Here is a 25,127-nt window from a genome sequence, read left to right on the forward strand (position 1 = left end):
CAGCAAAATAAAATCTACAGATTTTTCAGTATCTTATTGATCAGTTTGCGGTTTTCTCTCGCAGACGCGAGAAAACCCCGCGCAAACTCCCCTGGTTGCTCAGCAGGGCCTCGGCCTGGCCCAGGCGCTTGTCCAGATGCGCCATGGTGCGGCTGAGATCGGCGGTATCGTCCTTGAGCCAGACCCGCAGGGTATCGAGATAAACCGCGCCGAGGATCTTGCGCCGCAGGGCGCCGCGCCAGCCCGCGGCATCGAGCTGCGCCGAGGCCAGGGCCCAGTCCAGCCCCTTGGCCAGCCCGCTCTCGGCAAAGCAGAGCGCGGCGACAGGATCGCGCGGCAGATCGCGCGACAACATCCGCACCGCTTCCTTATAGGGCGCCAGGGCGTCGAAACGGGCCATCAGCGCCTCGAACAGCTTGTCCTTGGCGCTGCCCTCGCCGGCCCCACCCGGCCCGAGCGCGGCCAGCATGGCGGCGTCGATACGGGCGGCAAAGCCGCGCAGCAGCGCCAGCTTGGAGGGGTATTGGCGGTAGAGTTCGGCAAGGCCCAAGCCGGCTTCCTGCGCCACGGCGCCGAGCGACAGGTTGAGCCAGCCGGTGGTGGCCACCAGGCTCAGCATGGTATCGACCGGATCCACCGGAGCGGCCGCCGCGCCTGATTTACCCGTCTTGCTGCTTTTGCGCTTCGCCATGGCCACGCTCCTGCCGCCCCGCTCCAAAATAGGGGGCTTCGATAAATGTGGGGTCTGCGGCGGGCCGAGGCAAGTGGCCTAGCCGGCGAGTTCCCGCGAGCGCTTTTCGGCAGCGGCCACGGCGCGGGCCATCAGCGGGTCGAGGCCATCGGCGGCCATCAGCACGTCCAGCGCCGCCTGGGTGGTGCCGTTCGGGCTGGTGACATTCTTGCGCAGTTGCGACGGGCTTTCCGGGCTCTGCTTCATCAGCGCGCCGGCCCCCTGCACCGTGGCGCGGGCAAGCTGCGCCGCCAGTTCCGCCGGCAGGCCGACCTTCTCGCCCGCCGCCGCCATGCATTCGGTGAGCCAGAAGACATAGGCCGGGCCGGACCCGGCCACGGCGGTGGCGGCATCGATCAGGTCCTCGCGCTCCACCCAGGCCACCTGCCCCACGGCTTCCAGCAGCCTGGTGCAGGCCTCGCGCTGGGCGGCGGAAACTCCATTCCCGGCAAAGCAGGTGGTGATGCCCTCGGCCACTGCCGCCGGCGTATTGGGGATGGTGCGCACGATGGCCGCCTGGCCGCCGAGCAGGCGGTTCAGCGTCGCCACGGTCTTGCCCGCCGCGACCGAAAGGAAGCAAGCAGACGCGGCATAGCGGCCATAGGCCGGCGCCACCGCATCCATCACCTGCGGCTTCACCGCCAGCAGCACGATATCGGGGCTGAATTCTCCGGGCACAGTAGCGGCATCGCGCGCCTGGCGCACGGCAGCCGGCAGATCGCTGACCGGGTTGGGTTCCACCACCACGATATCGCTCGCCGGGATGCCCTGGCGCAGCCAGCCATGCACCAGCGCGCCGCCCATCTTGCCGCAGCCGACCAGGAGAATCCGCGCCGTCATGGCTTCTATCCGTGCTTGATTATCGGGACGGCCTGGATATCAGGCTTCGACGTTAAGCTCTAGGCTTCGCCGCCTTACGCTTCGCCGACCGTGTCGAACATCGCCGCCGCCACCGCGTCTTCCGGCGTGCGGCCGCCCCAGACCAGGAACTGGAAAGCCGGGTAGAAGCGTTCGCATTCGCCCAGGCCGATTTCCATCAGGTCCTCGATCTGCTCCGGCGTGGCGCCGTTGCCGCCGCGCAGCAGCAGGGCCTGGCGGAACACCACCATGCCCTCTTCCGACCAATAGTCGAAATGGCCGATCAGCGCCTTTTCGTTGACGTAAGCGAGCAGCGAATGCAGGTCGCGCTTGCGGTTCGGCGGCAGCTTCATATCGAAGGCGCAGGTGAAGCTCAGCGCGCCGAGCTCCTCGCGCCAGGAGAACCAGAGCTGGTGCTCGCAGTAGCGGCCTGAGACGCCGACGGTCAGTTCATCGGCACCCTGGCGCTCGAACGGCCATTCCTGTTCGGAAACGATATGCTCGACCAAATCGAGGGGATTGCCCAGACGGGTGGTGTTATCCACTTCGGTCAATGGCCGCATGATCTACCGCCCCCCACCTACTCTTGGAACCGGCCACGCACGAAACCGGCGGCGAACCGGTTCCTGGCAAACCCATATCCCAGGCCAACCCATATCTAGGTGTTGCGAAAGCGTTAACACCATAGATTTAGGTTATGCAGCGCCCCCCGCCCATGCAAGGGCGGAATTGCGATAAATCGATGAAACGGCGGGGATAAGCGGCGCAAAACTGTGGGTAAATCACCGCGACTCGGGATGCGACTCTAACGCGCCCGAGTCGTGTCGATCAGGCCGCGTCGCCGCCCGAGAGCGACAGCGGCTGCGGCGGCGTTTCCAGCTTGGCGAGTCGCGCCTCCAGCGCGGCGAGGCGATCGGAAAGCTGGATATTCTCTTCCCGCGCCGCCTGGGCCATCGCCTTCACGGCGTCGAATTCCTCGCGCTGCACCAGGTCCATGCCGGCCAGCGCCTGTTCCAGCTTCTGGCGGAACGCCTGTTCCACATCCGTCTTCACCCCTTGCAGCGCACCCAGCGCGCCGGTGGCTAGCTTGGACAGGTCGTTCAGCACACGGTTGTCGGATTGCATGGCAGGCCTCCTGATGGATACAGGCTATATGGGCGCTAAACCCCGATGCCGCAAGCCCAATGCCTTGGAAAGCAGCGCCCCGGATGCTAGTTTCCGCGCCCATTCCGCCGGATAAAGTTAGCCAGAAAAGTTAGACCGACCGTGACCGATCAGACCACCCCGGAAAGCGGCGCCAGTAACGAGCGCGCCAACCGTGAAGCCAAGCTGGCGCAACTGCGCCAGATGGGTCTCGACCCCTATAACGCGGCGAAATTCCCGAAAAGCCACAAGAACCAGGCGGTGCAGGATGCCTGGGCGCATCTGCAGCCCGACGAGCGCAGCGAGGACCGCGTCAAGGTCGCCGGCCGCGTCATGGCGATCCGCAATTCCGGCATGTTCATCGACATCCTGGACGATACGGTGAAGCTGCAGGTCTATACGCCCAAGGATCAGGTGCAGGGCGAATTCGCACCCGTGATGAAGGCGCTGGATCTCGGCGACATCATTGGCGTGGAAGGCAAGGTGCGCCGCACCAAGCGCGGCGAGATCACCGTGGACCTGGACCGTATCGTGGTGCTGGCCAAGGCGCTGGAACCGCCGCCAGAAAAGTGGCACGGCCTGAAGAATGTCGAGCAGCGCTACCGCCACCGCGAATATGACCTGATCGGCAACGAGGACAGCCGCCGCACGTTGCGCACGCGCTTCCGCGTGATCCAGGCGGTGCGCCAGTTTCTTACAGCACCGGGGCAGGATTTCCTCGAAGTCGAAACGCCGATGCTGCACAGCATTGCCGGCGGCGCCATCGCCAAGCCCTTCGTCACCCATCACAACGCGCTGGATATTCCGCTCTACATGCGCATCGCGCCGGAATTGCATCTCAAGCGCCTGGTGATCGGCGGCCTGAGTGAAAAAGTGTTCGAGATCAACCGCTGCTTCCGCAACGAGGGCATCTCGCCGCGCCACAATCCGGAATTCACCACCATCGAGCTGTATCAGGCCTATGCCGACTACGCCGACATGATGGACATTGCCGAGCGCATCATCGAGGCGGCGGCGATTGCCGCCACCGGCGGCACCGAGGTGCAGTTCGGCGAACACACCATCAGCTTCAAGCGGCCGTTCCGCCGCGCCACCATGCTGGAACTGATCAAGGAACATTCCGGCTTCGACCTGAATGTGGAAGCGGATCAGGCCAAGGCACGCCAGGCGGTGGAAGCCGGGCCAAGCTGGGGCAAGCTGGTGGAAGCCTGCTTCGAGCATTTCGTCGAGCCGAAGCTGATCCAGCCGACCCATGTGGTGGAACTGCCGAAGGCGATCTCGCCGCTGGCCAAGGCCAACCATGAGCGGCCCGAAGTCGCCGAGCGGTTCGAGACCTTCTGCAACACCTGGGAAATCGCCAACGCCTTCTCCGAGCTGGCCGACCCGCAGGAGCAGCGTGCGCGTTTCGAGGCGCAGCAGGCGCAGCGCGATGCCGGCGACGACGAAGCTCATCAGGTGGACGAGGATTTCCTGAAAGCCCAGTCCGCCGGCATGATGCCGATGGGCGGCCTTGGCGTCGGCATCGACCGCTTGGTGATGCTGCTGACCAATTCGCCGACCATCCGCGAAGTGATCGCCTTCCCGACGCTGCGCCCGCGCAGCCACGGCGAGGCGGCTGGCGACGAAGAGTAATGCCGACGCTGCTGGCATTGCCCTTCCCGGCCATCGATCCAGTGATCGTGGCGGTGGGGCCGTTTGCCATCCGCTGGTATGCCTTGAGCTATATCGCCGGCCTGATCCTGGGCTGGCAGATGGCGATGTGGCTGGCGCGCAAGCCGGATGCCAAGGTGACGCCGGAACAGATCGACGGCTTCCTGGTCTGGGCCACGCTCGGCGTCGTGCTCGGCGGCCGGCTCGGCTATGTGCTGTTCTACAATCCGCTCTACTACCTGCATAACCCGGCCGAGATTCTGGCCGTGTGGAGCGGCGGCATGTCGTTCCATGGCGGCATGCTCGGCGTCATCCTGGCGATGTATCTCTATTGCCGGCGCAGCGGCGTGAAGCTGTTCGCCTTCGCCGACATCATCGCCTGCGTTGCCCCCATCGGACTGTTCTTCGGCCGCATCGCCAATTTCATCAACGGCGAACTCTGGGGCCGCGTGGCGCCAGATGTCGCCTGGGCCATGGTGTTTCCCACCGGCGGGCCGGAGCCGCGCCATCCGAGCCAGCTTTATCAAGCCGCGATGGAAGGCCTGATCCTGTTCCTGCTGGTCAATGCCGTGCGGATGAAAAGCGATGCGCTGCAAAAGCCCGGCACGCTCTGCGGCCTGTTCCTGGTCGGCTACGGCCTGGCGCGCATCATCGGCGAATTCTTCCGCCAGCCTGATCAGCAGCTCGGTTACTTCATCGCCGGCACCACCATGGGGCAATGGCTGTCGCTGCCGATGGTGCTGCTGGGGCTGTGGCTGATGGCCCGGGCACGCCGTGATGACAGCGCCGCTGCTTGAACTGATCCGGCGTCGCATCGCGGCGGAAGGGCCGATCAGCCTCAGTGACTACATGGCGGAATGCCTGCTGCATCCGCAATTCGGCTATTACACCACGCGAGAGAGCATTGGCGCGGCAGGCGATTTCATCACCGCGCCGGAAATCAGCCAGATGTTCGGCGAATTGCTCGGCCTCTGGGCTGCCGATTGCTGGCAGCGCATCGGCGCACCATCGCGCTGCTACCTCGTCGAACTCGGCCCCGGGCGCGGCACCCTGATGCAGGATGCGCTGCGCGCGACGCGGAAAGTGGCACCCTTCTTGCCCCTGTTCGTCGAAGCCTCGCCGAAGCTGCGCGCCATGCAGGCCCAGGCGGTACCGGACGCCACCTGGTGCGCCGAGATCGCGGCCCTGCCCGATGACGCGCCGCTGATAGTGCTCGGCAATGAATTCCTCGATGCGCTGCCGATCAAGCAATATCAGCGGCAGCATGGCGCCTGGCGCGAACGTCGCATCGCTGCCTCCGATGATGGCGGCCTGCATATCGTGCTGAGCCGCGATGCCTTCCCGCTGGCGCGCACAGCGCCGGAAGGCAGCATCTGGGAAACCAGCCCGGCCAGCCATGCAGTGATCGAAGCCCTGGCGGCGCGGTTGCAGGCCCAGGGCGGCGCGGCTTTGTTCATCGACTATGGCCCGGAGACATCTGGTTTCGGCGATAGCTTCCAGGCGGTGCGCGGCCATGCCTATGCCGATCCGCTGGCCACCCCCGGCGAGGTCGACCTCACCGCCCATGTCGATTTCCAGAGCCTGGGCCAGACCGCGCGCCGCGCCGGCCTCAATGCCCATGGACCCATCGGCCAGGGCGCGTTGCTCAACCGGCTCGGCATCGGGCTGCGGGCGCAGCAGCTAAAAGCCCGCGCCACACCGGCCCAGGCCGAGGCCATCGATGGAGCCCTGCATCGGTTGACCGCCGATGCCGCCATGGGCAGACTCTTCCAGGCCCTGGCGCTGACGCTTCGCGATGCGCCGCCCCCTGCCGGTTTCGCCCCATGACAGCAGACTCTCTCACTGCCCCCGTTCTTGCCAGCCTGGCCGGCATCCGCCATGGCTTCTTCACCCGCCGCGGCGGCGTGTCGGAAGGCCTCTATGCCTCGCTGAATTGCGGCCCCGGCTCCGCCGACGCGGCAGAGAACGTGGCCGAGAACCGCCGCCGTGTCGCCGCCGCGCTTGGCGCCGGCGGGCTGGCCTCGCTGTATCAGGTGCATGGCCGCGAGGTGGTGGTGGTGGATGCGCAATACGACATCACGGCGCGGCCCAAGGCCGATGGTCTGGTGAGTCGGCAGCGCGGCGTGGCGCTCGGTGTGCTGGCGGCGGATTGCACGCCGGTATTGTTCGCCGATGCGCAAGCGCAGGTGATCGGCGCCTGCCATGCCGGCTGGCGCGGCGCGCTGGCTGGCGTCACCGATGCGACTATCGAAGCGATGGAACAGCTTGGTGCGCGGCGCGAACATATCCGCGCGGCCATCGGCCCCACCATCCGGCAGCAGAGCTACGAGGTGAGCGAGCCCTTCCGCGCCGAATTCACAGCAGCTGATGCAGCGAATGCCGATTTCTTCGGCCCCGGCAAGCGCGAGGGTCATTGGCAATTCGACCTGCCGGGCTATCTGGCGCGGCGGCTCGGCAATGCCGGAATCGCTTTCGAGGATCTGTGCCGCGATACACTCAGCGAGCCCGAGAATTTCTACAGCTACCGCCGCATGACCCTGAACAAGGAAGCCGATTACGGCCGTCAGGTCTCGGCCATCGCCTTGCTTTAGGGGCGGGGCTCTGGATGCCGCACATGTTCCTCTTCCTGGTCTTCTGCCTGCTCGGCCTGGTGGCAAGCTGTGTCATTGGTTAGACCGCACCTCCTGTTGACCTGCCTGCTGGCTGTGCTGCTCGCGGCCTGCCAGCCGCTGCCGCAGCCCTTCCTGCCCGATGAGAAGGAAACCGGCCAACTCATGCCGCTGACCATGCCGGTGGGCGAGCAGAGCCTGTATGTGCTGCCCGTCACCCTGGCCAATGCGCCGGACGAGTTGCCGCGCGACTTCGCCGCCAAGCTCGCCGCCGCGCTGGTGGCGCTGGACTGGCCGGCCAGCGCCAATGTCCGCTCTGCCGCTTCCGCCGAACTGGTCTCAACGCTGATCGAGGATGCCAAGGGGCAACTGGTCTGGGCTTGGCAACTGGCACGGCGCGGCAGCCCGCCGCTGAACGGCGAGGATTTCCCGCTCGGACTCTCAGTGGAGGCGCTGCAACAGGCGTCCGACGCCACCCGGCTGTCGCTCACCCGCGCCATGGCGCAGCGGGTGGTGCAGTCGCTGGAGGCGCTGGAAAGCAACCAGCGGATCGAAGCCGCCCTCGATCCGGCTTTGCCGAAACTGGCCCTGCTGCCCTTCGATGGCGCGCCGGGCGACGGCAACAAGACCCTGGCCGCCGCGCTGCGCGACCAGTTGCAGGGCGCCGGCATCGCCCGCGTGGTGGCGGACCCCGCCGCCGCCGACTATCTGGTGGACTGCGCCATCGTGGTCAGCGATGTCGGCCCCCGGCTGCAACAGGTGGTGCTGGCCTGGAGCCTTTTTGCCCCGGACGGCCAGCGGCTCGGCACGGTGAATCAGGCCAACCGGGTGCCGCGCGGCTCGCTGAATGGCGCCTGGGGCGATACGGCCAAGGCGGCGGCGCAAGGCGGGGCCGATGGCCTGCGCGACATGCTGGACCGGCTCAAGAGCGTAAAGCGCTGATAAAAATGGATTTTTCGCGGTTTACAGGGGCCGTCCGCGCCGCTATAGTCCGCGCGATTTTTTCCTCCCCAGGATTCCAACACAGGCGCATCGATGAAGGTTTTGGCGGGTAATTCCAATCGTCCGCTGGCGGAAGCCATTGCCGCTTACCTCAGCGTGCCGCTCGCCAAGGCCAGCGTGCGCCGGTTCTCCGACATGGAAGTGTTCGTCGAGATCCACGAGAACGTGCGCGGCGAGGATGTGTTCGTCATCCAGTCGACCAGCTATCCGGCCAACGACCACCTGATGGAATTGCTGGTCTGCATCGACGCGCTGAAGCGTTCCTCGGCCCGCCGCATCACCGCCGTGATCCCCTATTTCGGCTATGCCCGCCAGGACCGCAAGCCGGGTCCGCGCACGCCGATCTCGGCCAAGCTGGTGGCCAACCTGATCACTGCCGCCGGTGCCAACCGCGTGCTGACGCTGGACCTGCATGCCGGCCAGATCCAGGGCTTCTTCGATATCCCGACCGATAACCTGATGGCCGGCCCGGTGCTTACCGCCGACATCAAGCAGCATCTGCAGGGCGATGACCTGATGGTGGTGTCGCCCGATGTCGGCGGCGTGGTGCGGGCGCGCAACATCGCCAAGCGCCTGGATGCCGACCTGGCCATCGTGGACAAGCGCCGCGAGCGCGCCGGCGTGTCGGAAGTGATGAACATCATCGGCGACGTGGAAGGCCGGCGCTGCATCCTGGTGGACGATATCGTCGATTCCGCCGGCACGCTGTGCAACGCGGCGGAAGCCTTGAAGAAGCATGGCGCCAAGTCGGTCTATGCCTATGTCACCCATGGCGTGCTTTCCGGCGGCGCGGTGGCGCGTGTCACCGCCAGCGAGCTGGAAGGCCTGGTGATCACCGACAGCATCCTCGCCACCGAGGCGCAGCGCCTGGCGCGCAATATCCGCCAGGTGTCGATCGCACCGCTGATCGGCGAAGCGATGCGGCGCATCAGCGAGGAAAGCTCGGTTTCGAGCCTGTTCGACTGACGGTTTGAGTTTCAGAGTTTCGGCGCGCGGCACCCCTGGAGGCCGGCGTCGGAAACGGTTCGGGCAATGAGGCCCGGATCGTGGACAACAAGCGCAATGAGGAGTGTATCATGCGTGAAGTAACGACGATCGCCGCTGAAGCGCGGTCGAGGGCCGGCAAGGGGACCGCCCGTGCAACGCGGCTGAAGGGCCACGTGCCGGGGGTCATCTATGGCGACAAGAAGACCCCGGAGTTGATCTCCATCGAAAACCGCGAACTGATGAAGGAACTGCACAAGGGCAGCTTCTTCTCGCGTCTGTTCGACATCAAGCTCGGCGACAAGTCCGAGCGCGTGCTGGCCCGCGACGTGCAGCTCGACCCGGTCACCGACCGGCCGATCCATGTCGATTTCCAGCGCGTGGGCAAGGATTCGAAGATCCGCGTCTTCATCCCGGTGGTGTTCCGCGACATGGAAGCCAGCCCGGGCCTGAAGCTCGGCGGCGTGCTGAACATCGTGCGCCACGAAGTCGAATTCTACGCTTCGCCGGAAAGCATCCCGGAAAACATCTCGATCAGCCTGGCTGGCATGGAAATCAATCATTCCATCCATATCAGCGCGTTTAACCTGGATGCCAGCCTGAAGCCGGTGATCCAGGATCGCGACTTCACCGTTGCGACCATCGCGCCGCCGACCAAGGCCGAGGAAGAGAAGCCGAAGGCCGAAGCCGCTGCTGCCGCGCCTGCCGCTGGTGGCAAGGCTCCGGCTGCTGCCGCTGGCAAGGCTCCGGCCGCTGCTGCTGGCAAGGCCCCGGCTGCTGCCGCCAAGGCTCCGGCCGCCAAGCCGGCTGGCAAGAAGTAATCGCGTATCCCGGGCGGCGCCTCGGCGCCGCCCGGTCTTCATCTTTGCCATTCCGCTCAGGACTGCCCGATGCTGCTCCTCGTCGGCCTGGGCAACCCCGGCCCCGAACATCAGCGACAGCGCCACAACATCGGCTTCATGGCCATTGATGCCATCGCCGAGCGCTACAATTTCGCGCCGTTCCGCAAGCGCTTTCAGGGCGAACTGGCCGAAGGCGTGCTGGATGGCATCAAGACCCTGCTGCTGAAGCCGCAGACTTACATGAACCTGTCGGGCAAGTCGGTGGGCGAAGCGGCGCATTTCTACAAGCTGCCGCCAGCCCAGGTGGTGGTGCTGCATGACGAACTCGATCTCGCGCCGGGCAAGCTGCGGGTGAAGCTGGGCGGCGGCCATGCCGGCCATAACGGTTTGCGCTCGGTGGATGCCGCCATCGGCGCCGATTACCGCCGCGTGCGGCTCGGCATCGGCCATCCCGGCAAGGAGCAGGTACTCGGCTTCGTGCTGCAGAATTTCTCCAAGGTAGAGCAGGACTGGCTCAATCCGCTGCTCGAGGCCATCGCCGATGCCGCTCCCGCGCTGGCGCGCGGCGACGATGTCGGCTTCATGAACAAGGTGGCGCTGAAACTGACGCCGCCCAGAAACGATCCGCCCAAGAAGGATTCTCCCCCGAAGAATCCGCTCAAGGGCGCGAAACCGAAGGAACAGTAAGATGGGTTTCAAATGCGGCATCGTCGGCCTGCCCAATGTCGGCAAGTCGACTCTCTTCAACGCCCTGACGCAGACCGCCGCCGCGCAGGCCGCGAATTACCCGTTCTGCACGATTGAGCCGAATACCGGCCTGGTCGGCGTGCCCGATGACCGCCTGGACGTGCTGGCCAAGATCGCCAATTCGCAGAAGATCATCCCGACGCAGTTGAGCTTCGTCGATATCGCTGGCCTGGTGCGCGGCGCCTCCAAGGGCGAAGGCCTGGGCAACCAGTTCCTCGCCCATATCCGCGAAGTGGATGCGATCTGCCATGTGCTGCGCTGCTTCGAGGATGGCGACATCACCCATGTCGAAGGCCGCGTCGATCCGGTGGCCGATGCCGAAACCGTCGAGACCGAACTGATGCTGGCCGATCTCGACAGCCTGGAGAAGCGCGTCGATGGCCTGACCAAGAAGGCGAAGCAGGGCGACGAGGATTCCAAGGCGCGCGTGGCGCTGATCGAGCGCATCCTGGTGGCGTTGCGCGATGGCAAGCCGGCGCGCAGCGTGCAGCCGGCCGATGATGAGAAGAAGATCTACAAGGAATTGATGCTGCTGACCTCGAAGCCAGTGCTGTACGTCTGCAATGTCGAGGAAGCCGCCGCTGCCGAGGGCAATGCTTTCTCTGCCCGCGTGAAGGCCATGGCCGACAAGCAGGGTGCCGGCTGCGTGGTGATTTCCGCCGCCATCGAGGCCGAAGTCGCGCAGCTTGATTCGGATGAAGAGAAGCAGGCTTTCCTCGGCGATCTCGGCTTGGCCGAAACCGGCCTCGCCCGCGTGATCAAGGCCGGTTACGCGCTGCTCGAACTGCTCACCTTCTTCACCGTCGGGCCGAAGGAAGCCCGCGCCTGGACGGTGCGCAAGGGCGCCAAGGCGCCGGAAGCCGCCGGTGTGATCCATACCGATTTCGAGAAAGGCTTCATCCGCGCCGAGACCATCGCCTATGGCGATTACGTCGCCGGCAAGGGCGAGGCCGGTGCCCGCGAGGCCGGCAAGATGCGGCTGGAAGGCAAGGAATACATCGTGCAAGATGGCGATGTGTTCCATTTCCGCTTCAATGCCTGAGAGTAGAGCATGCGCACATTCGACGACTTCACTGTCGGCGAGGTGACCGAATTCCCGCCGCGTACCGTGAGCGAGGAAGAGATCATCGCCTTCGCCAGGGAATACGATCCGCAACCCTTCCATATCGACCGCGAGGCGGCGGCCAAGACGCCCTATGGCGGCATCATCGCCTCGGGCTGGCATACCGCCGGCCTGATGATGCGCATGATGGTGGACAACATCCTGGAAGGTTCCACCTCCATGGGCTCGCCGGGCATCGATGAATTGCGCTGGGTCCGCCCGGTGCGGCCGGGCGACACGCTGCATCTGCGCGGCATCGTGACGGCGGTGAAGCCGTCGCAATCCAAGCCCGACCGTGGCGTGATCTCGACGCTCTATGAAATGCGCAATCAGAACGGCGAGATGGTGCTGACCATGCGCGGCAAGGGCATGTATGGCCGCCGCAAGCCAGCCGCAGCCAATAAGGCGGAGGGTTGAGCATGCAGTATTTCGAGGATGTCGAAATCGGCAAGCCGCGCGATACCGGCAGTTATACCTTCACCCAGGAAGCCATCATCCGCTTCGCCCGGCAATTCGACCCGCAGCCCTTCCATATCGACCCGGAGGCAGCGAAGAGTTCGAATTTCGGCCAGCTCGTCGCATCCGGCTGGCACACGGCCTCGACGGTGATGCGGCTGATCGTCGATTCCGCCGTCAATGTCGAAGCCAGCCTCGGCTCGCCAGGCTTCGATGACCTGACCTGGAAGAAGCCGGTGCGGCCGGGCGACACCATCCGCGCCCGCCTCACCTGCCAGGAAAAGACGCCATCGAAAAGCCGCCCCGGCATCGGCTCGGGCCGCTTCCTGATCGAGGTGTTCAATCAGGACAACGAACTGATCATGACCATGATCAGCATCGGCCTGATGCGTTTCCGCAACCCGCCCGCGGCCTAATTGCCGAAGATGCGCGGATCAAGTCCGCGCATCTCATGCCGCCCCCCCTACTCCGCCGCGCGCGCCGCGCCGAGTTCCTCGTTCCAGGCTCTGAGCGCCCGGGCTGCAGGCGCCACGCGGGCGGCCTCCGCCTCGTTCAGGCCGGTGAGCATCGGCAGCATCGGTCCGGTATCGGCAACGCCGCCGAGCGACACCGCATCATGCAGCACGCGGATCGGGTTGATTTCATCGCGCAGATCCTCCAGCGGCATGAACTGCGCCCGCAATGCTTCGGCAGCGGCATCGTCGCCGCGCTGGATCGCCTTGAGCATCGCCATCGAGCCGCGCGGGCTGAGGCAGACCGAACCGGAGGTGAAGCTGGCCAGGCCGAAATGCCGCAGATGCTGGATTGCCGGCCGCTCGCCGATGCCGCTCACCACCTTCGACTTGTCGATCTGCTGCAGGATCGCGCGGAGGTAATTGTCGTTCAGCGTATCGGCGCGCACCACGGCGTATTTCACCGAGACCAGCAGGCCGTCGCGGTCGAGCCGGGCAAGTTCGGCCGGATCGATATAGTTATCCGACTTGATATAGACCACGATCGGCTTGGCTAACGCCTCGGCGGCACGCCGCAGCGCTATCGCGACACCGGCCGGGGTCATCGGAAAGGTCATCGGCAAGGCCATGGCGGTGGGCAGCCGGCGTGGGCGCAGCATCTTCGCCTGGTCGATCAGCCGGCCATAATCCGGGCCGAAGGACGGCAGCAGCCAGGTATCGGGTCCCGCCGTCGCTTCCAGGAAGTCCAGCACGCGCTCATATTCGCTTAAACCGATATTGTAGAAATTGGCATTGCCGCCATACATCAGGGTGCGCACGCCACCGGCTTCGAGATGCCGGATCAGGGCCGCGTTGGCGGCCTCGTTGAGGCTGAAATCGCCATGCCGTGCCAGCGGCGGTACCGCGATCACCGAGCGGCTGAGGTCGGCGGGCGTCACCGGGCTCGTTTTCATTTCGTTTACTCCCCATGGGCGATAGTATTGGCTTCAGGTTAGGGTCCGGACCCATTGGGGACAGGCCCGTGACGCTGTGATTTTCTTGCCTGGCTAGGAGAAAAGCCGAAAGCGATGTGGGGCATCGGTGAGGGTTTTCGGCAACGCCAGGCAAGAAAAGCACAGCGCCCGCAAGGATTGGCCAGGGAGGGCCGCCGGATGTCGTCGCAAATCTTGCCCGTAGTCCCACTACGCGCTGCGATTTGCTCCTAACCGGCGGCCCTCCCTGGCCAATCCCGGGCCTGTCCCGAATGAGTCCGGACCCTAGCCCTTCGCCCCTTATCGTTGCAAAGCAAAATGCCACTCCCCTCGCCCGAATCCCTCGCCGCCAAGGCCCATCTGCTGCCGCTGCTGAAGGCCGCCCTCAAGGCCGTGAACGAGCAGCGCCACGAGGAAGCGGAAAGGCTGATCGCGTCGATCCTGGAGCAGGAACCCGGCATGGCCGATGCGGTGCATGCCCGCGCCCATATCGCGCTGGCCCGCGGCGACCTGGCCAAGGCGGAAGAATTGGCGCGCCAGGCCATCGCCCTGGATTTCCATTACGAGAATTATCACATCACGCTGGCCCAGGCATTGCTCGGCCTCGGCGATGCCGAAGGCGCCAAGCAGAGCGTCGGCGTGGCGCTTGGCCTCAACAATACCAGCGCCGAAGCATACATGATGCTGGCCGATGTTTATAAGCGCCTGGATGACCTGGAAAGCGCGCGCGGCGCGCTGCGCATGGGCAAGCAGCATAATCCGAATAATGCCGAAATCCGCTTCCGCCTCGGCACTATCGAAGGCGCTCTCGGCAAGCCGAATGTGGCGCTGACCTACTATCAGCAGGCGCTGCAGCTACGGCCGGATCACCCGCTCTATCGCATCCTCTATGCCCGCAGCCTGCGCAAATGGCGCCTCAAGCAGCCGAACCCGGCGTTGCTCGCCACGGTGATGCCGCTGATCGGCAAGCCCGGCGTGTCGCCGCGCGATCTTACCGGCATCGTCGAGGGCACGCTGCTGCTCGATGGCGCCATCCTGTCGCTGTTCGGTGTGATGGAGCAGCAACCGAAACTGCTTGCCCGGCTGATGGATTCACCACAGTTTCCCAAGCTCGGCGACAACGACGTGCTGCTGCGCTGGCTGCGCTATGGCGAGGTGGTGGACTCCCGCCTTGAAACGCTCTGCGCGGTGCTGCGCCGCGCCGCGCTGTGGCTGGCGCTGGCCAAGCCGGAAGCCCTGGAAACGCATGCCGCCTGGCTCGATGCACTGGCGGCGCGCAACTTCCATGCCGATTACCTAGACCCGGAGACGGCGGCGGAACGCGAACGCCTGGCACTGCTGGATCAGCAGATCAGCGCCGTTGTCGCCGCGGGACAATTGCCCGGTGCCAGCCTGCTGGCGCTGTATGCCTGCTATCGCCCGATCTACCGCCGCGCCGATGCCGCCGCCCTGGCGGCTTTGCGCTGGCCGGGGGTAATCAGCGAATTGCGCCGCGTACAGCTCGACGAACCGCTCTATGAGCGCGAACTGGCCGCCAGCATGCCGAACGCAACGCCGATCGAGGATGCCACCAGCCAGTTCGTGCGCGAGATGTATGAGGAAAGCCCCTTCCCGCGCTGGAACCAGCCGATCATCGGCTTCAATGCCTCGGTCGGACAGGTCATTCGTTCAGTGCTGCCATTACGGCGCTTGCCTGGCATCAGCGTCGACCGACCGGATGTGCTGGTTGCCGGTTGCGGCACTGGCCAGCATGCCATTCTCGCCGCGACCAATTACGGCAATTCCCAGGTGCTGGCGGTGGACCTGAGCCGCGCCAGCCTCGCCTATGGCAAGCGCAAGACCCAGGAACTCGGCTACAAGAATATCGAATTCGCCCAGGCCGACATTCTCAAGCTGGGGCAACTGCCGCGGCGTTTCGACATCATTGAATCCTTCGGCGTGCTGCATCACATGCGCGACCCGCTGGCCGGCCTGAAGCAGCTCACCATGCTGCTCAAGCCCGATGGTTACATGATGCTCGGGCTCTACAGCGAAGTCGCCCGCCGCGATGTGGTGCTGTCGCGCCAGCTCATCGCCAAGCATGGCTATGCCGATACGCCCGACGACATCCGCCGCTTCCGCATCGACCTGCCGCAGCTGGATGCCGAACTCTATGCGCGCCTGCGCAAATCGCCGGCCTTCTACAACCTGCCCGATTTCCGCGACCTGGTGTTCCATCGCCAGGAGCATCGCTACTATCCGGAACAGCTTGGCGACCTGGCGCGCGATGCCGGGCTGCGTTTCCTCGGCTTCGATTTCACCGATCAGAATATCCTGCGCGACTATCTCGCGGATTACCCCGACGATCCCCAGGCGGTGAACTTGAGCCACTGGGCCGAGTATGAGCGCCGGCATCCCAATTTGTTCGCCAACTGCTTCCGCTTCTGGCTCGACAAGCGGGTCTAGCAGCGGCATCCTCCGCTTCCCGTTCATCGCTGCCGATTCTGGCGCCACAGTCGCTGTCATGACCACCACATCGCAACCTCTCCGGCTGACCTGGCGCGGCGCGCTGGAAGGCGCCCGCGTTTCCGCCGGCCTGGTGCCCGGCGTATTCATCTATGCCGTGGCCTTCGGCGTGCTGGCGCGCACGGCGGAAACCGGCCTCACCGCCGCCTTCCTGATGAGTGCCCTGCTGTTCACCGGCTCAGGCCAAGTAGTAACGCTGCAGCTCTGGCATGCGCCCTTCCCGATCCTGGCCATGCTGGCCACCATCTTCGCCATGAATGCGCGCTATGTGCTGATGAGCGCCTCGCTGCGCCCGGCCTTGGCCGGCATGCCGACGAGCCATGCCTATGCCAGCCTGTTCATGCTCGGCGACGGCAACTGGATCATGGCGATGCGCATGCATGCCCAGGGCAACCTGGAAGGCGGCTTCCTGTTCGGCAGCGGCGCGACGCAGTATCTGGTGTGGTGCGCCGGGACGGTGCTGGGCTATCTCGCCGGCAGCCTGCTTGGCTCGCCAAAATCCCTTGGCCTCGACTTCCTGCTCACCGCCTTCTGCACCGCCATGGCGGTGGCGATGTGGAAAGGCCGCGACGATGCCTGGCCGCTGCTGGTCGGCGGCGGCAGTGCCATCCTCGCGGCGCAGGTGATTCCGGGGCAGTGGTATATCGTGATCGGCGCCATTGCCGGCAGCGTGTTCGGCGCCTTCTGGAAAACCCGCAAGCGGGCGTCAGCCGATGCCTGAGGGAATGATACTTGGGCTGATCTCGACAGAAGCCCTGCTCGCCATCTTCGCCATGGCCGCGATGTCGTATTTCTGCCGCGCCAGCGGCTTCTGGATGATGCGCTTCGTCAAGCCGAGCCCCTGGGTGGAAGCCTGGCTGCAATCGATCCCGATGGCGATCATGGGCGCCATCCTGGCGCCGGTGGCGATCAAGGCCGGCTGGCCGGAAATCGGCGGCTTCGCCGCCGCCTTCCTCACCATGCGCTATACCGGCCGCGACATGGTCGGCGCGCTGGCCGGCGTCGCCGTGGTGGCGACCCTGCGCGCCGTATTGGGGTGATTTTCACAACATTTCAGGCTGAAAATGGGCTTCCCGCTTCCGCGGGAATGACTCAAAAATTCTTCGTTGCTTTCTATTTTCGTCACCCTCGCGGAAGCGAGGGTCCCATTTCAGCGCAACAGATCGTCATAGAGATCACGCCATTCCGGATTGGCTGATTGAATCAGGTCGATCTTCCAGGCCCGGCGCCATTGTTTGAGCCGCTTCTCGCGCTCGATGGCCAAACCGATGTCTTCGTGAGCCTCCACGAATACCAGCCGCTTCAGACCATAGCGCCTGGTGAAACCCTCGATCGAGCCTTCGCGGTGCTCATGGGCACGGCGCGCCATATCACTGGTCACGCCAATATACAGCGTGCCATACGGCTTATCGGTAACGATGTAGACCCAGCCTGTCGTCATTGGAATAAATGGGATCCTCGCTTCCGCGAGGATGACTAAAAAAGAAGAAAAGCAGTGTTACAGCCTAACCCCGCCCCACAATCTTGTCACCCTCGCGCCGGCCCTTCGGGCCTGTGCGCCCACGAACGCTTTCAGCGTTCGCGCGCTTACAGGGGCCCCATTTCAGTTCTCAATCACACGCCCGTCGATGAGGCGTGGCCGGCGGCGGGGCCGAAGAGTTTGAAAATGGCGTTGGCGTTGTAGACCGGGGTATCGCCGGCGGTGAGTTCCACCGTGAGATAGCACAGCGAGCGCGTTGCCTTGACGATGCGCGGCCGCGCCTCGACCCAGGCACCCGGATTGGCCGAACTGAAGAAGTTCGAGGTCATCGACACCGTGGCGCAGACGCGGCCGAGATTGGCGATGATGTATTGCCCGCAGATCGTATCGGCGAAAGCGAACAGCACGCCGCCATGCATCACGCCGTTGACGTTGCCATGATGCTCCACGGTCTTGAAGCCGTAGACGAATTCATCGCCATTGCGGCGCAGGTAGAACGGGCCGATCAGGCCGACAAAGCCGCTCTTGATGGCCAGCAGATCAAAACCCTGCGGCGGTACGAAATCATCCATTCCAGCGCTACCCGCTTATGAGAAAGCCGCCTCGGCGGTCATCGCCAGCATGCCTTCATGGTCGCGGATCCACAAGGCCAGGCCGCCATCGGCGGCATCCTTGGCGCAGAGCGTGAAGCCCTGACCATCGATCACCGGGCGGCGGCCACGGAAGCTGAATCGAGCCATCGCCTGCTGCGGCCTGAGCGCGCGGGCGAAATCGCAAAGCAAGGTGGCGAGCAACGGCCCATGTACCACCAGGCCGCCATAGCCTTCCACCTCGCGGGCATAGTCGCGGTCATAGTGAATACGATGGCCGTTGAAGGTCAGCGCCGAATAGCGGAACAGCAAGGTGGCATCAGCCAGGAAAGCCTGTTCATGCTGCTGATCCCCCGATATCGACGCAGGGGCCGGCTCGGGCACGGTCTGGCTGTTGCCATCCTCGCGATACACAATGTCATGCCGGTCGGTGACGCAGAGGCGGCCCGAGGCATCGCTGATGTCCTGCCGCACGGTGACAAACACCAGGCCGCCGCTGCGGCCATGCTTCTCGCTCACCGCCTCGATCACCGCGCGGCGCGTGGCCGGCTGATCCAGCGGCAGGTCATGGTGGAAGTCGAGCCGGCTGCCGGCCCACATGCGGCGTGCCGGGCGGCCCCAATGGGCGCCGACATCAGGCAGGAAGCCGCCAAGCTTGGGATGGCCGTCGCGGCCCAGGCCGGAACGCGGCGCGATCACCCAGAAACTGAGCCAGTGGCGCAAGGGCGGCATCGCCGTGCCCGCCGTATAAGCGGCGCCATCGCGGTCGAGTGCTGCTTCCAGCGCCCGCACCGGCTCCGAGCGCAGCACATCCGTGGCGCTCTCCTCGCGCCCGATCCAGTCGGTCAGCGGCATCAGCTATGGCGGATCTTGCCGACCGCTTCGCGCAGCAGCAGGTAGACCTTGCCGATATCGGCGGTAACGAAGGCGGAGGTGAGCAATTCTTCATGCTCCACGCCCTTGGCACCGGCCAGCACGCGCTCGAATTCGGCCAAGTAACGATCAACATAATCGCGGAATTCGCTCTCGCTCTCGTATTTCGACTTGATCTTGTCGAGGTCGCGCTGGTCGATCAGTTTGCGGGTGAACAGGCCGCGCTCGCCCTTGTAGTAGCGGCGCCACAGGTCTTCCGACAAGTCGCGGTTCAAGAGCCGCGTGATGTCGATGGCCAGCGAGTTCAGATGCCCGGTGATGAAGGCGGCGGTCTTGAGGAACTGCTCGCCGCGGAAGGCAGCGGTGGCCTTGCGCAAGGCTTCCGCCTCCACGCTGGCGGTATGCGCGGCTTCGGCCAGGGCTGCGGCATCGGCCTTGAGGCTGGCTTCGGCAGCAGCCGCCTCGCTTGCGGCCTTGGCGGCGGCCGAGGAAAGCTCCTGCGCGCGCTTCGACAGGACTTCCGCCGTCTCGGCGGCGCGCGCCGTGGCGCGGTCGGTAACGGCGGAGAATTCCGTCGCGGTGCGCGACAGGCGCTCGTTGATCTCGGCCACCTTCTCGGAAGCGCGGCCGGCGCGGGCATCCACGTCGTCGGCATGGCGGCGAAAACCGTCGCTCATGCGGTCGGTCTGCTTCATCGCATCCTCGACCACGCTGGCCAGTTCGCGGGTGCGGTTGCGCAGCGTCTCAGAGGCATCGTCGATACGGCCCGAGGCGGTGCCCACCGCCAGGTTGATCTCGCGGGCACGGGCATCGAAGGTGGTGCCGACCTGGGCAACACGTGCCACCGCTTCGTCGGAGACGCGGGCGACTTCGTGGGCCTGACGGCGCAGGCTGTCGCCGATATGCGCGGTCTTGGCGGCGGCGGTATCGGAGGCTTCCGCCAGTTCCTGCACGCGGCCACGGAAGTTCTCGCGGATGGTCTCGGCCTGGCGGTTGAGTTCGCGCGCCAGATCGGTGAGCGCTTCGGCCTGGTCGTGAATGGTGTCGCGCAGATCGAGCGTGCGGCCCACCACATTCTGCGCCGCGTCGGACAATTCCTCGCTGCGCGCCTTGGCGGTTTCGCCGGCCATGTCGAGATTGGCCTTGGCGCGTTCGGCGGTGGCGCCAAGCGCCTCGGCTTCGTCCTTGGCCTTGGCGCTGAGATTGACCAGCGACACGCTCTGGGCATCGGCGCGCTCGGCCAGCAGCACCATGGCCTCGGCAACGCGCTGCGACAGGTCGGAAAGATCGCGGGCACGGGCCTGGGCGGTGGAACCGGCAAGCTGGGCTTCCATGGCGGCGCGTTCCGAACTGGCGGACAGCGCCTGGGCCTGCACCTGGGCGGATTCCGAGACCTGGTGCAGGCGCTGCGCCGCGCGTTCGGCGGCGGTCTGCAATTGCAGTGCATCCTGGCCGGCGCTGTCGCCGGCGGCACGCAGGCGCTGCGCGGTGCGCTGCGCTGCCTGATCCAGACCATCCACCTGCTCGCGCACTTCGCTGCCGGTATCGGCCAGGCGCTTGGTGATATCGCCCACTGTCTCTTCCAGCATCTCGGCGTGGCGGCGCAGCAGGCCACCGGCCTCGCCCACCTGCTCGTGGCTGCGCTGCGTTGCCTGGGCCAGCAGCAGGTTGGCCTGGGTCATGGTCTCCTGCACGCTGGCGGCCATGGCAATGGCTTCGCGGCCGGCCTGCGCCAGACTCTCGACGCGGTGCTTGATGATCTCGTCGGCCTGGCCTGCCTTGCCCAAAGCCGAGGACGCGGCATGGTCCAGCGCCTGGGCGCGGCTCTGCATCGCATCGCCGATCTGCAAGGCCTTGTCGGCAAGCTGCTGCAGCGTGGCGGTCAGGTTGTTGCCTTCGCGGCGCAGCGTATCGCCGGCAGCGGCGAAACGCTGATCCGCCAGTTCGGCGGCATGGCCAAGCTGGTCGGTCTGATGCCGCACCAGATCGCCGGTGAGGCGCAGGCGCTGCTCGGCCTGGGTCGCGGTCTCGGCAAAGGTTTCGGCCTGGCGGCTGGCGGCAGCGGCAGCAGTCTCCAGCGCCTGGGTGCGGGTGCGCATGTCGTCGCTGGCATTGCGCAGCCGTTCGGCAACGCGGCCGCCCTGGTCGTCGAGCTGGCCGACTTCCGAACGCACCACCTCGCCGACATCGCGCAGCCGGGTGATGGCGGTGGACGTGGTCTGCTCCATCTCGCGGATACGTTCGCGCAGCACGGTGCCGGCGGCTTCCGCCGTCTCGATGGCGCGCTTGGTCGCCGACTGGAAGGAGGTGGTTTCGCGGCCGAAGCTCTCGCCCGCCGTCTGGGCGCGGACGACGGTGAGTTCGGCAGCCGAGGTGAGCTTGTGCGCGGTATCGGCAAAGCTGGAACCGATCTGCTCGGCCTGGCCGGAAGCGCGCAGCACCGCCTGCTCCAGCGCGGCGATCTTCTGCTCAAGCTGCGCCGAAATCGCCTGCGCCACTTCCGCCGCGCGCTGCACGGCGGCATCCATCAATTCGCCATGCTTGCGCGAGAGTTCATCGACGCGGTCGTTCTGGAACTGGATCGACGAGGTGATGCGGCTGATTTCCTGCGCCTTGCCCTGGAAGATGCCGCGCGCCGTCTCGACCTCGCGCACGATCACATCCGCGGCCTGCAGCAGCACCTGCGCCTGGGTGGTGACAGTGTGGCCGATGCCGGAAACCTTGGCCTCGACTTCCTGGCCGACCTGTTCGGCGGCCCTCAGCAGCACACCCGACTGTTCCTCGAAACGGCCGGCAATGCCCTTCACGGTGCCATCGAGTTCGCCGGAAAGCTGGTCGGCCACGGCAATGATCTGCTTCTGCGCATTGCTGAGCGTGCGGCTCAGATCCTTGGCGCGTTCGGCGATGGCGGCATCGATATTCTGCACGGTGCCGACCAGCGCATCCTGCTGGCTGGCCATGGCCTGACCAAGCTGCATCACCTTGTCGGTGGCGCCCTGGGCGGCCTCTTCCATCTCGCGCGACTGGCGGCGCAGGGCGTTGGCCAAAGCCGAGACGCGGCGTTCGGCTTCCGGCGTCGGATAGGTCAGGTCGAGCAGGATCTGGTGCAGCACGGCGCCCTGCTGCTTCACGGTGGTGCCGCGCCACAGATTCATCAGCGCCAGCCACAGGAAGGCCAGCGGGGCGGCAACACCGGCGATGAAGGCGCCGATCTCATGCGGCAACGCCTGCCACAGATTGCCCCAGCCGATCGAAATCTGGATGTAGCTGGCGCAGAGCGCGAGCCAGAACAGGCTGATGCCGGCCCCGATCATCACCAGCAGCCGGCGCTGGCGCTCCAGTTTCGGCAGGCCGATCAGCTCGTTGGCCTCGGCCTCCGCCCGGTCATGCGCGCCCTGCGACGCCGCCGCTTGCGCCGCCGCCGCCATGTCTGCCCGCGGATGTTTGATCAGCATGCCAGAATCTCCCCGCCATTGCCGGATTTCGGCTGCTCCATTGAAGCACCAAATCACGGCCGCGCAACAACTTGCACAGGTCTGCCTATCCTGCACCCTAGGGGGCAATGGTTAATGGCTGGTGAGCAGATGGGGTTAATGGCCGGCGGGCAGGCCGCCGGAAGGCCGATTCATTTTGGGCAACCTGCGCCTGTTTCGCCCTGTGGATAAATCCGGCAAGCCCAGCGAGCGCCACGGGTGTAACGGCTCGCCCTGGCGGTGCATTTTTCCCAAATCTTGATCTTATCCCCGGCTTTCACTGCATCCACATGACCATGATTTTGCACTGCCGAGAATGCAGCGACACGCAGTAAAATGGGCTCGCCCACGCATCGGCGTTGTGGTCAACAGGATTTTTTGCAGGAATGTTTCACACATCCTGTTGACGGTCCGTTAAGAGTGGCTACCATATCTAGTGTTCGTCGGGGATGTGCCGTGTGGGGCGCCGCGACAGCCTGAAAACCCGGAAAGCCGGTTTTTCAAGCCAAGTAGGGTGAGCGCGGCAAGGTGCACTCATCGACGGACACAAGATCTAGATTTAGTGCTGGCTGATCCAGCAAAAACGACATCGCATTTTGCGCTGGGGGGCTGATTCTGAATCGGCCAGGCGGAATTAGAAAGGGGAACCAACCGTGCTGAACACGCTGCAGACCGAACGTGGCATTCGCATCGAGATGGACCGCCAGCGCGACCGCCTGCTGACCGATTTCGGCAAGGCGACGCTGGACGACCGCTATCTGCTGCCTGGCGAGAGCTACCAGGATCTGTTCGCCCGCGTGGCCAGCCACTACGCCGACGACACCGCCCATGGCCAGCGGATGTATGACTACATCTCCAAGCTCTGGTTCATGCCGGCAACTCCGGTGCTGTCCAACGGCGGCACCAATCGCGGCCTGCCGATCTCCTGCTTCCTGAACGAAGCCAATGACAGCCTGGATGGCATCGTCGGCCTGTGGAACGAGAATGTCTGGCTGGCGGCGCGCGGCGGCGGCATCGGCAGCTACTGGGGCAACCTGCGCTCGATCGGCGAAAAGGTCGGTCAGAACGGCAAGACCTCCGGCATCATTCCGTTCATCCGTGTCATGGACAGCCTGACGCTGGCGATCAGCCAGGGCTCGCTGCGCCGTGGCTCGGCCGCCGTCTACCTGCCGGTCGACCACCCGGAAATCGAGGAATTCATCGAGATCCGCCGCCCCACCGGCGGCGACCCGAACCGCAAGGCGCTGAACCTGCATAACGGCCTGCTGATCTCCGATGCCTTCATGCGCGCGGTGGAGAAGGACGAGGAATGGGCCCTGCTCAGCCCGCATGACCGCACGGTGCAGAAGACCGTGTCGGCCCGCGCGCTGTGGATCCGCATCCTCACCGCCCGCATCGAGACCGGCGAGCCCTACATCGTCAACATCGACCATGTGAACCGCGCCCTGCCGGAGCATCACAAGCTGGCCGGCCTGCGGGTGAAGACCTCGAATCTCTGCTCCGAGATCACGTTGCCGACCGGCATCGACCAGCATGGCCAGCAGCGCACCGCCGTCTGCTGCCTGTCGTCGCTCAATCTCGAATACTTCCATGACTGGAAGGACGCGCCGAACTTCATCGAGGATTGCCTGCGCTTCCTCGACAACGTGCTGGAAGATTTCATCAAGACCGCGCCGGACAGCATGGCCCGCGCCCGCTACGCAGCGATGCGCGAGCGTTCGGTGGGCCTTGGCGTGATGGGCTTCCACTCCTTCCTGCAGGCCAATGGCGTGCCGTGGGAAAGCGTGATGGCCAAGGTGTGGAACCGCACCATCTTCAAGCATGTGAAGGAACAGGCCGACGCCGCCTCGCGCGCCCTGGCGGAAGAGCGCGGCGCCTGCCTCGATGCCGCCGAATACGGCATCATGGAGCGCTTCTCGCACAAGATCGCGATTGCGCCGACCGCCTCGATCTCGATCATCGCCGGCGGCGCTTCGCCCGGCATCGAGCCGAACGTCGCCAATGCCTATACGCACAAGACGCTCTCGGGCTCCTTCAGCGTGCGCAGCCCGCATCTGGAGAAGGTGCTGGAGACCTATGGCAAGAATGACGAGGAAACCTGGTCGTCGATCACCGTCAACGACGGCTCGGTGCAGCATCTCGATTTCCTCAGCGACGACGACAAGGCGGTGTTCAAGACCGCGTTCGAACTCGACCAGCGCTGGCTGATCGAACTCGCCGCCGACCGCACGCCCTATATCTGCCAGGCGCAGAGCCTGAACATCTTCCTGCCGGCCAACGTGCATAAGCGCGATCTGCACCAGATCCACTTCCAGGCCTGGAAGAAGGGCGTCAAGAGCCTCTATTACTGCCGCTCGCTGTCGATCCAGCGCGCCGAGAAGGTTTCCGGCCAGACGGTTATTTCCGGCCAGGCGATGCCGGCAACGGCACCGGCCACGGTGATGACCATGGCGATCCCGGTGGTCGGCCGTATCAACGAAGGCGAGCGTCCGCAGGGCGAAGTGGTGGAAGCCGAACTGCCGCTGGAAATGGCCCAGGCCGGCGGTGGCCCGCGCGAGGCGGTGAATTACGAGGAATGCCTCGCCTGCCAGTAAGCAGCGGGAAACAATTTAGCAGCCGAGGCGGCCCGGAAGAAATTCCGGGCCGTTTCTTTTGCGGCG

The 25,127-nt window shown here is 65.1% G+C and carries 24 protein-coding genes; 15 read left to right on the forward strand and 9 right to left on the reverse strand.

The genetic code is table 11. The annotated features are described in order from the left end of the window. Positions 1 to 40: 40 nt before the first annotated feature. The 4 genes from V6B08_RS13430 to V6B08_RS13445 form a co-directional block, all read right to left on the reverse strand. Positions 41 to 691, reverse strand: coding sequence for a TetR/AcrR family transcriptional regulator (locus tag V6B08_RS13430; RefSeq protein ID WP_341981696.1), 651 nt, complete (start codon positions 689 to 691; stop codon positions 41 to 43). A gap of 78 nt (positions 692 to 769) precedes the next feature. Continuing rightward, entirely contained in the window at positions 770 to 1,570 is an 801-nt protein-coding gene (gene proC, locus V6B08_RS13435; RefSeq protein ID WP_341981698.1) for a pyrroline-5-carboxylate reductase, read from the reverse strand. A 74-nt stretch (positions 1,571 to 1,644) separates the two neighbouring features. Beyond that, complete coding sequence (locus tag V6B08_RS13440) at positions 1,645 to 2,151, reverse strand: type III secretion system chaperone family protein (RefSeq protein WP_341981700.1); 507 nt, start codon at positions 2,149 to 2,151, stop codon at positions 1,645 to 1,647. 265 nt (positions 2,152 to 2,416) lie between these two features. Next, the gene (locus V6B08_RS13445; protein ID WP_341981702.1) at positions 2,417 to 2,713 is read right to left on the reverse strand and encodes an accessory factor UbiK family protein; all 297 of its coding nucleotides are present in this window, start codon (positions 2,711 to 2,713) and stop codon (positions 2,417 to 2,419) included. A gap of 141 nt (positions 2,714 to 2,854) precedes the next feature. On the opposite strand from V6B08_RS13445, the gene lysS reads away from it, so the two are divergent. From lysS to V6B08_RS13500, 11 genes are all read left to right on the forward strand, one after another. Continuing rightward, entirely contained in the window at positions 2,855 to 4,363 is a 1,509-nt protein-coding gene (gene lysS, locus V6B08_RS13450) for a lysine--tRNA ligase (protein ID WP_341981703.1), read from the forward strand. Then, on the forward strand, positions 4,363 to 5,178 hold the full coding sequence (gene lgt / locus V6B08_RS13455; RefSeq protein WP_341981705.1) for a prolipoprotein diacylglyceryl transferase: 816 nt from the start codon (positions 4,363 to 4,365) through the stop codon (positions 5,176 to 5,178). The genes lysS and lgt overlap by 1 nt, the downstream gene beginning before the upstream one ends. Next, complete coding sequence (locus V6B08_RS13460; RefSeq protein WP_341981707.1) at positions 5,159 to 6,208, forward strand: class I SAM-dependent methyltransferase; 1,050 nt, start codon at positions 5,159 to 5,161, stop codon at positions 6,206 to 6,208. Before lgt ends, V6B08_RS13460 begins: the two co-directional genes overlap by 20 nt. Next, positions 6,205 to 6,972, forward strand: coding sequence for a peptidoglycan editing factor PgeF (pgeF, locus tag V6B08_RS13465; RefSeq protein WP_341981709.1), 768 nt, complete (start codon positions 6,205 to 6,207; stop codon positions 6,970 to 6,972). Before V6B08_RS13460 ends, pgeF begins: the two co-directional genes overlap by 4 nt. 96 nt (positions 6,973 to 7,068) lie before the next feature. After that, entirely contained in the window at positions 7,069 to 7,932 is an 864-nt protein-coding gene (locus tag V6B08_RS13470; RefSeq protein WP_341981711.1) for a hypothetical protein, read from the forward strand. A 93-nt stretch (positions 7,933 to 8,025) separates the two neighbouring features. Continuing rightward, positions 8,026 to 8,958, forward strand: a complete 933-nt coding sequence (locus tag V6B08_RS13475) for a ribose-phosphate pyrophosphokinase (protein ID WP_341981713.1) — start codon at positions 8,026 to 8,028, stop codon at positions 8,956 to 8,958. Positions 8,959 to 9,068: 110 nt separating this feature from the next. Further along, the gene (locus V6B08_RS13480; RefSeq protein ID WP_341981715.1) at positions 9,069 to 9,797 is read left to right on the forward strand and encodes a 50S ribosomal protein L25/general stress protein Ctc; all 729 of its coding nucleotides are present in this window, start codon (positions 9,069 to 9,071) and stop codon (positions 9,795 to 9,797) included. 69 nt (positions 9,798 to 9,866) lie between these two features. After that, entirely contained in the window at positions 9,867 to 10,505 is a 639-nt protein-coding gene (gene pth / locus V6B08_RS13485) for an aminoacyl-tRNA hydrolase (RefSeq protein ID WP_341981717.1), read from the forward strand. Between the two features lies 1 nt (position 10,506). Next, positions 10,507 to 11,607: a redox-regulated ATPase YchF gene (gene ychF, locus V6B08_RS13490; RefSeq protein WP_341981719.1), complete on the forward strand. Its 1,101-nt coding sequence runs from the start codon at positions 10,507 to 10,509 to the stop codon at positions 11,605 to 11,607. Positions 11,608 to 11,616: 9 nt separating this feature from the next. Next, the gene (locus V6B08_RS13495) at positions 11,617 to 12,084 is read left to right on the forward strand and encodes a MaoC family dehydratase (protein ID WP_341981721.1); all 468 of its coding nucleotides are present in this window, start codon (positions 11,617 to 11,619) and stop codon (positions 12,082 to 12,084) included. Between the two features lie 2 nt (positions 12,085 to 12,086). After that, positions 12,087 to 12,539, forward strand: a complete 453-nt coding sequence (locus V6B08_RS13500) for a MaoC family dehydratase (RefSeq protein WP_341981723.1) — start codon at positions 12,087 to 12,089, stop codon at positions 12,537 to 12,539. Between the two features lie 47 nt (positions 12,540 to 12,586). Here the strand turns inward: V6B08_RS13500 and V6B08_RS13505 are convergent, their stop codons facing one another. Next, complete coding sequence (locus V6B08_RS13505) at positions 12,587 to 13,528, reverse strand: dihydrodipicolinate synthase family protein (RefSeq protein WP_341981725.1); 942 nt, start codon at positions 13,526 to 13,528, stop codon at positions 12,587 to 12,589. Positions 13,529 to 13,864: 336 nt separating this feature from the next. Between V6B08_RS13505 and V6B08_RS13510 the strand changes: the two genes are divergently transcribed. The 3 genes from V6B08_RS13510 to V6B08_RS13520 are packed head-to-tail and all read left to right on the forward strand — an operon-like array spanning position 13,865 to position 17,091. Then, positions 13,865 to 15,991 carry a methyltransferase domain-containing protein gene (locus tag V6B08_RS13510; RefSeq protein WP_341981726.1) on the forward strand — a complete coding sequence of 709 codons (2,127 nt, stop codon included), beginning with the start codon at positions 13,865 to 13,867 and terminating at the stop codon, positions 15,989 to 15,991. 58 nt (positions 15,992 to 16,049) lie between these two features. Continuing rightward, a complete protein-coding gene (locus V6B08_RS13515; RefSeq protein WP_341981729.1) occupies positions 16,050 to 16,772 on the forward strand; it encodes an AzlC family ABC transporter permease in 723 nt (240 codons plus the stop codon). Continuing rightward, the gene (locus V6B08_RS13520; protein WP_341981731.1) at positions 16,765 to 17,091 is read left to right on the forward strand and encodes an AzlD family protein; all 327 of its coding nucleotides are present in this window, start codon (positions 16,765 to 16,767) and stop codon (positions 17,089 to 17,091) included. The genes V6B08_RS13515 and V6B08_RS13520 overlap by 8 nt, the downstream gene beginning before the upstream one ends. Positions 17,092 to 17,201: 110 nt before the next feature. Here V6B08_RS13520 and V6B08_RS13525 read toward each other — a convergent pair whose 3' ends face one another. From V6B08_RS13525 to V6B08_RS13540, 4 genes are all read right to left on the reverse strand, one after another. After that, positions 17,202 to 17,492 (reverse strand): GIY-YIG nuclease family protein, encoded by a 291-nt coding sequence (locus tag V6B08_RS13525; protein ID WP_341981732.1) that lies wholly within the window; start codon positions 17,490 to 17,492, stop codon positions 17,202 to 17,204. A 173-nt stretch (positions 17,493 to 17,665) separates the two neighbouring features. Further along, positions 17,666 to 18,103: a PaaI family thioesterase gene (locus V6B08_RS13530; RefSeq protein ID WP_341981734.1), complete on the reverse strand. Its 438-nt coding sequence runs from the start codon at positions 18,101 to 18,103 to the stop codon at positions 17,666 to 17,668. A 15-nt stretch (positions 18,104 to 18,118) separates the two neighbouring features. Then, positions 18,119 to 18,976: an HTD2 family dehydratase gene (locus V6B08_RS13535; protein WP_341981736.1), complete on the reverse strand. Its 858-nt coding sequence runs from the start codon at positions 18,974 to 18,976 to the stop codon at positions 18,119 to 18,121. Next, the gene (locus tag V6B08_RS13540) at positions 18,976 to 22,449 is read right to left on the reverse strand and encodes a coiled-coil domain-containing protein (RefSeq protein ID WP_341981738.1); all 3,474 of its coding nucleotides are present in this window, start codon (positions 22,447 to 22,449) and stop codon (positions 18,976 to 18,978) included. Before V6B08_RS13540 ends, V6B08_RS13535 begins: the two co-directional genes overlap by 1 nt. A gap of 713 nt (positions 22,450 to 23,162) precedes the next feature. Here V6B08_RS13540 and V6B08_RS13545 point away from each other — a divergent pair. Next, positions 23,163 to 25,061: a ribonucleoside-diphosphate reductase subunit alpha gene (locus tag V6B08_RS13545; protein ID WP_440588826.1), complete on the forward strand. Its 1,899-nt coding sequence runs from the start codon at positions 23,163 to 23,165 to the stop codon at positions 25,059 to 25,061. Positions 25,062 to 25,127: the final 66 nt, after the last annotated feature.

Origin of the sequence: Ferrovibrio sp. MS7, from assembly GCF_038404985.1 — a bacterium.
GTDB lineage: Bacteria > Pseudomonadota > Alphaproteobacteria > Ferrovibrionales > Ferrovibrionaceae > Ferrovibrio > Ferrovibrio plantarum.

Bases quoted from the DNA above. Each gene is read 5' to 3' on its own strand.
- V6B08_RS13475 (WP_341981713.1), top strand. From the start codon at position 8,026: ATGAAGGTTTTGGCGGGTAATTCCAATCGTCCGCTGGCGGAAGCCATT.
- V6B08_RS13440 (WP_341981700.1), bottom strand. From the start codon at position 2,151: ATGCGGCCATTGACCGAAGTGGATAACACCACCCGTCTGGGCAATCCC.
- V6B08_RS13545 (WP_440588826.1), top strand. From the start codon at position 23,163: ATGGACCGCCAGCGCGACCGCCTGCTGACCGATTTCGGCAAGGCGACG.
- V6B08_RS13430 (WP_341981696.1), bottom strand. From the start codon at position 691: ATGGCGAAGCGCAAAAGCAGCAAGACGGGTAAATCAGGCGCGGCGGCC.
- V6B08_RS13500 (WP_341981723.1), top strand. From the start codon at position 12,087: ATGCAGTATTTCGAGGATGTCGAAATCGGCAAGCCGCGCGATACCGGC.
- V6B08_RS13480 (WP_341981715.1), top strand. From the start codon at position 9,069: ATGCGTGAAGTAACGACGATCGCCGCTGAAGCGCGGTCGAGGGCCGGC.
- V6B08_RS13515 (WP_341981729.1), top strand. From the start codon at position 16,050: ATGACCACCACATCGCAACCTCTCCGGCTGACCTGGCGCGGCGCGCTG.
- V6B08_RS13495 (WP_341981721.1), top strand. From the start codon at position 11,617: ATGCGCACATTCGACGACTTCACTGTCGGCGAGGTGACCGAATTCCCG.
- V6B08_RS13510 (WP_341981726.1), top strand. From the start codon at position 13,865: ATGCCACTCCCCTCGCCCGAATCCCTCGCCGCCAAGGCCCATCTGCTG.
- V6B08_RS13540 (WP_341981738.1), bottom strand. From the start codon at position 22,449: ATGCTGATCAAACATCCGCGGGCAGACATGGCGGCGGCGGCGCAAGCG.
- V6B08_RS13535 (WP_341981736.1), bottom strand. From the start codon at position 18,976: ATGCCGCTGACCGACTGGATCGGGCGCGAGGAGAGCGCCACGGATGTG.
- pgeF (WP_341981709.1), top strand. From the start codon at position 6,205: ATGACAGCAGACTCTCTCACTGCCCCCGTTCTTGCCAGCCTGGCCGGC.
- V6B08_RS13520 (WP_341981731.1), top strand. From the start codon at position 16,765: ATGCCTGAGGGAATGATACTTGGGCTGATCTCGACAGAAGCCCTGCTC.
- ychF (WP_341981719.1), top strand. From the start codon at position 10,507: ATGGGTTTCAAATGCGGCATCGTCGGCCTGCCCAATGTCGGCAAGTCG.
- pth (WP_341981717.1), top strand. From the start codon at position 9,867: ATGCTGCTCCTCGTCGGCCTGGGCAACCCCGGCCCCGAACATCAGCGA.
- proC (WP_341981698.1), bottom strand. From the start codon at position 1,570: ATGACGGCGCGGATTCTCCTGGTCGGCTGCGGCAAGATGGGCGGCGCG.
- V6B08_RS13530 (WP_341981734.1), bottom strand. From the start codon at position 18,103: ATGGATGATTTCGTACCGCCGCAGGGTTTTGATCTGCTGGCCATCAAG.
- V6B08_RS13505 (WP_341981725.1), bottom strand. From the start codon at position 13,528: ATGAAAACGAGCCCGGTGACGCCCGCCGACCTCAGCCGCTCGGTGATC.
- V6B08_RS13460 (WP_341981707.1), top strand. From the start codon at position 5,159: ATGACAGCGCCGCTGCTTGAACTGATCCGGCGTCGCATCGCGGCGGAA.
- V6B08_RS13525 (WP_341981732.1), bottom strand. From the start codon at position 17,492: ATGACGACAGGCTGGGTCTACATCGTTACCGATAAGCCGTATGGCACG.
- lgt (WP_341981705.1), top strand. From the start codon at position 4,363: ATGCCGACGCTGCTGGCATTGCCCTTCCCGGCCATCGATCCAGTGATC.
- V6B08_RS13445 (WP_341981702.1), bottom strand. From the start codon at position 2,713: ATGCAATCCGACAACCGTGTGCTGAACGACCTGTCCAAGCTAGCCACC.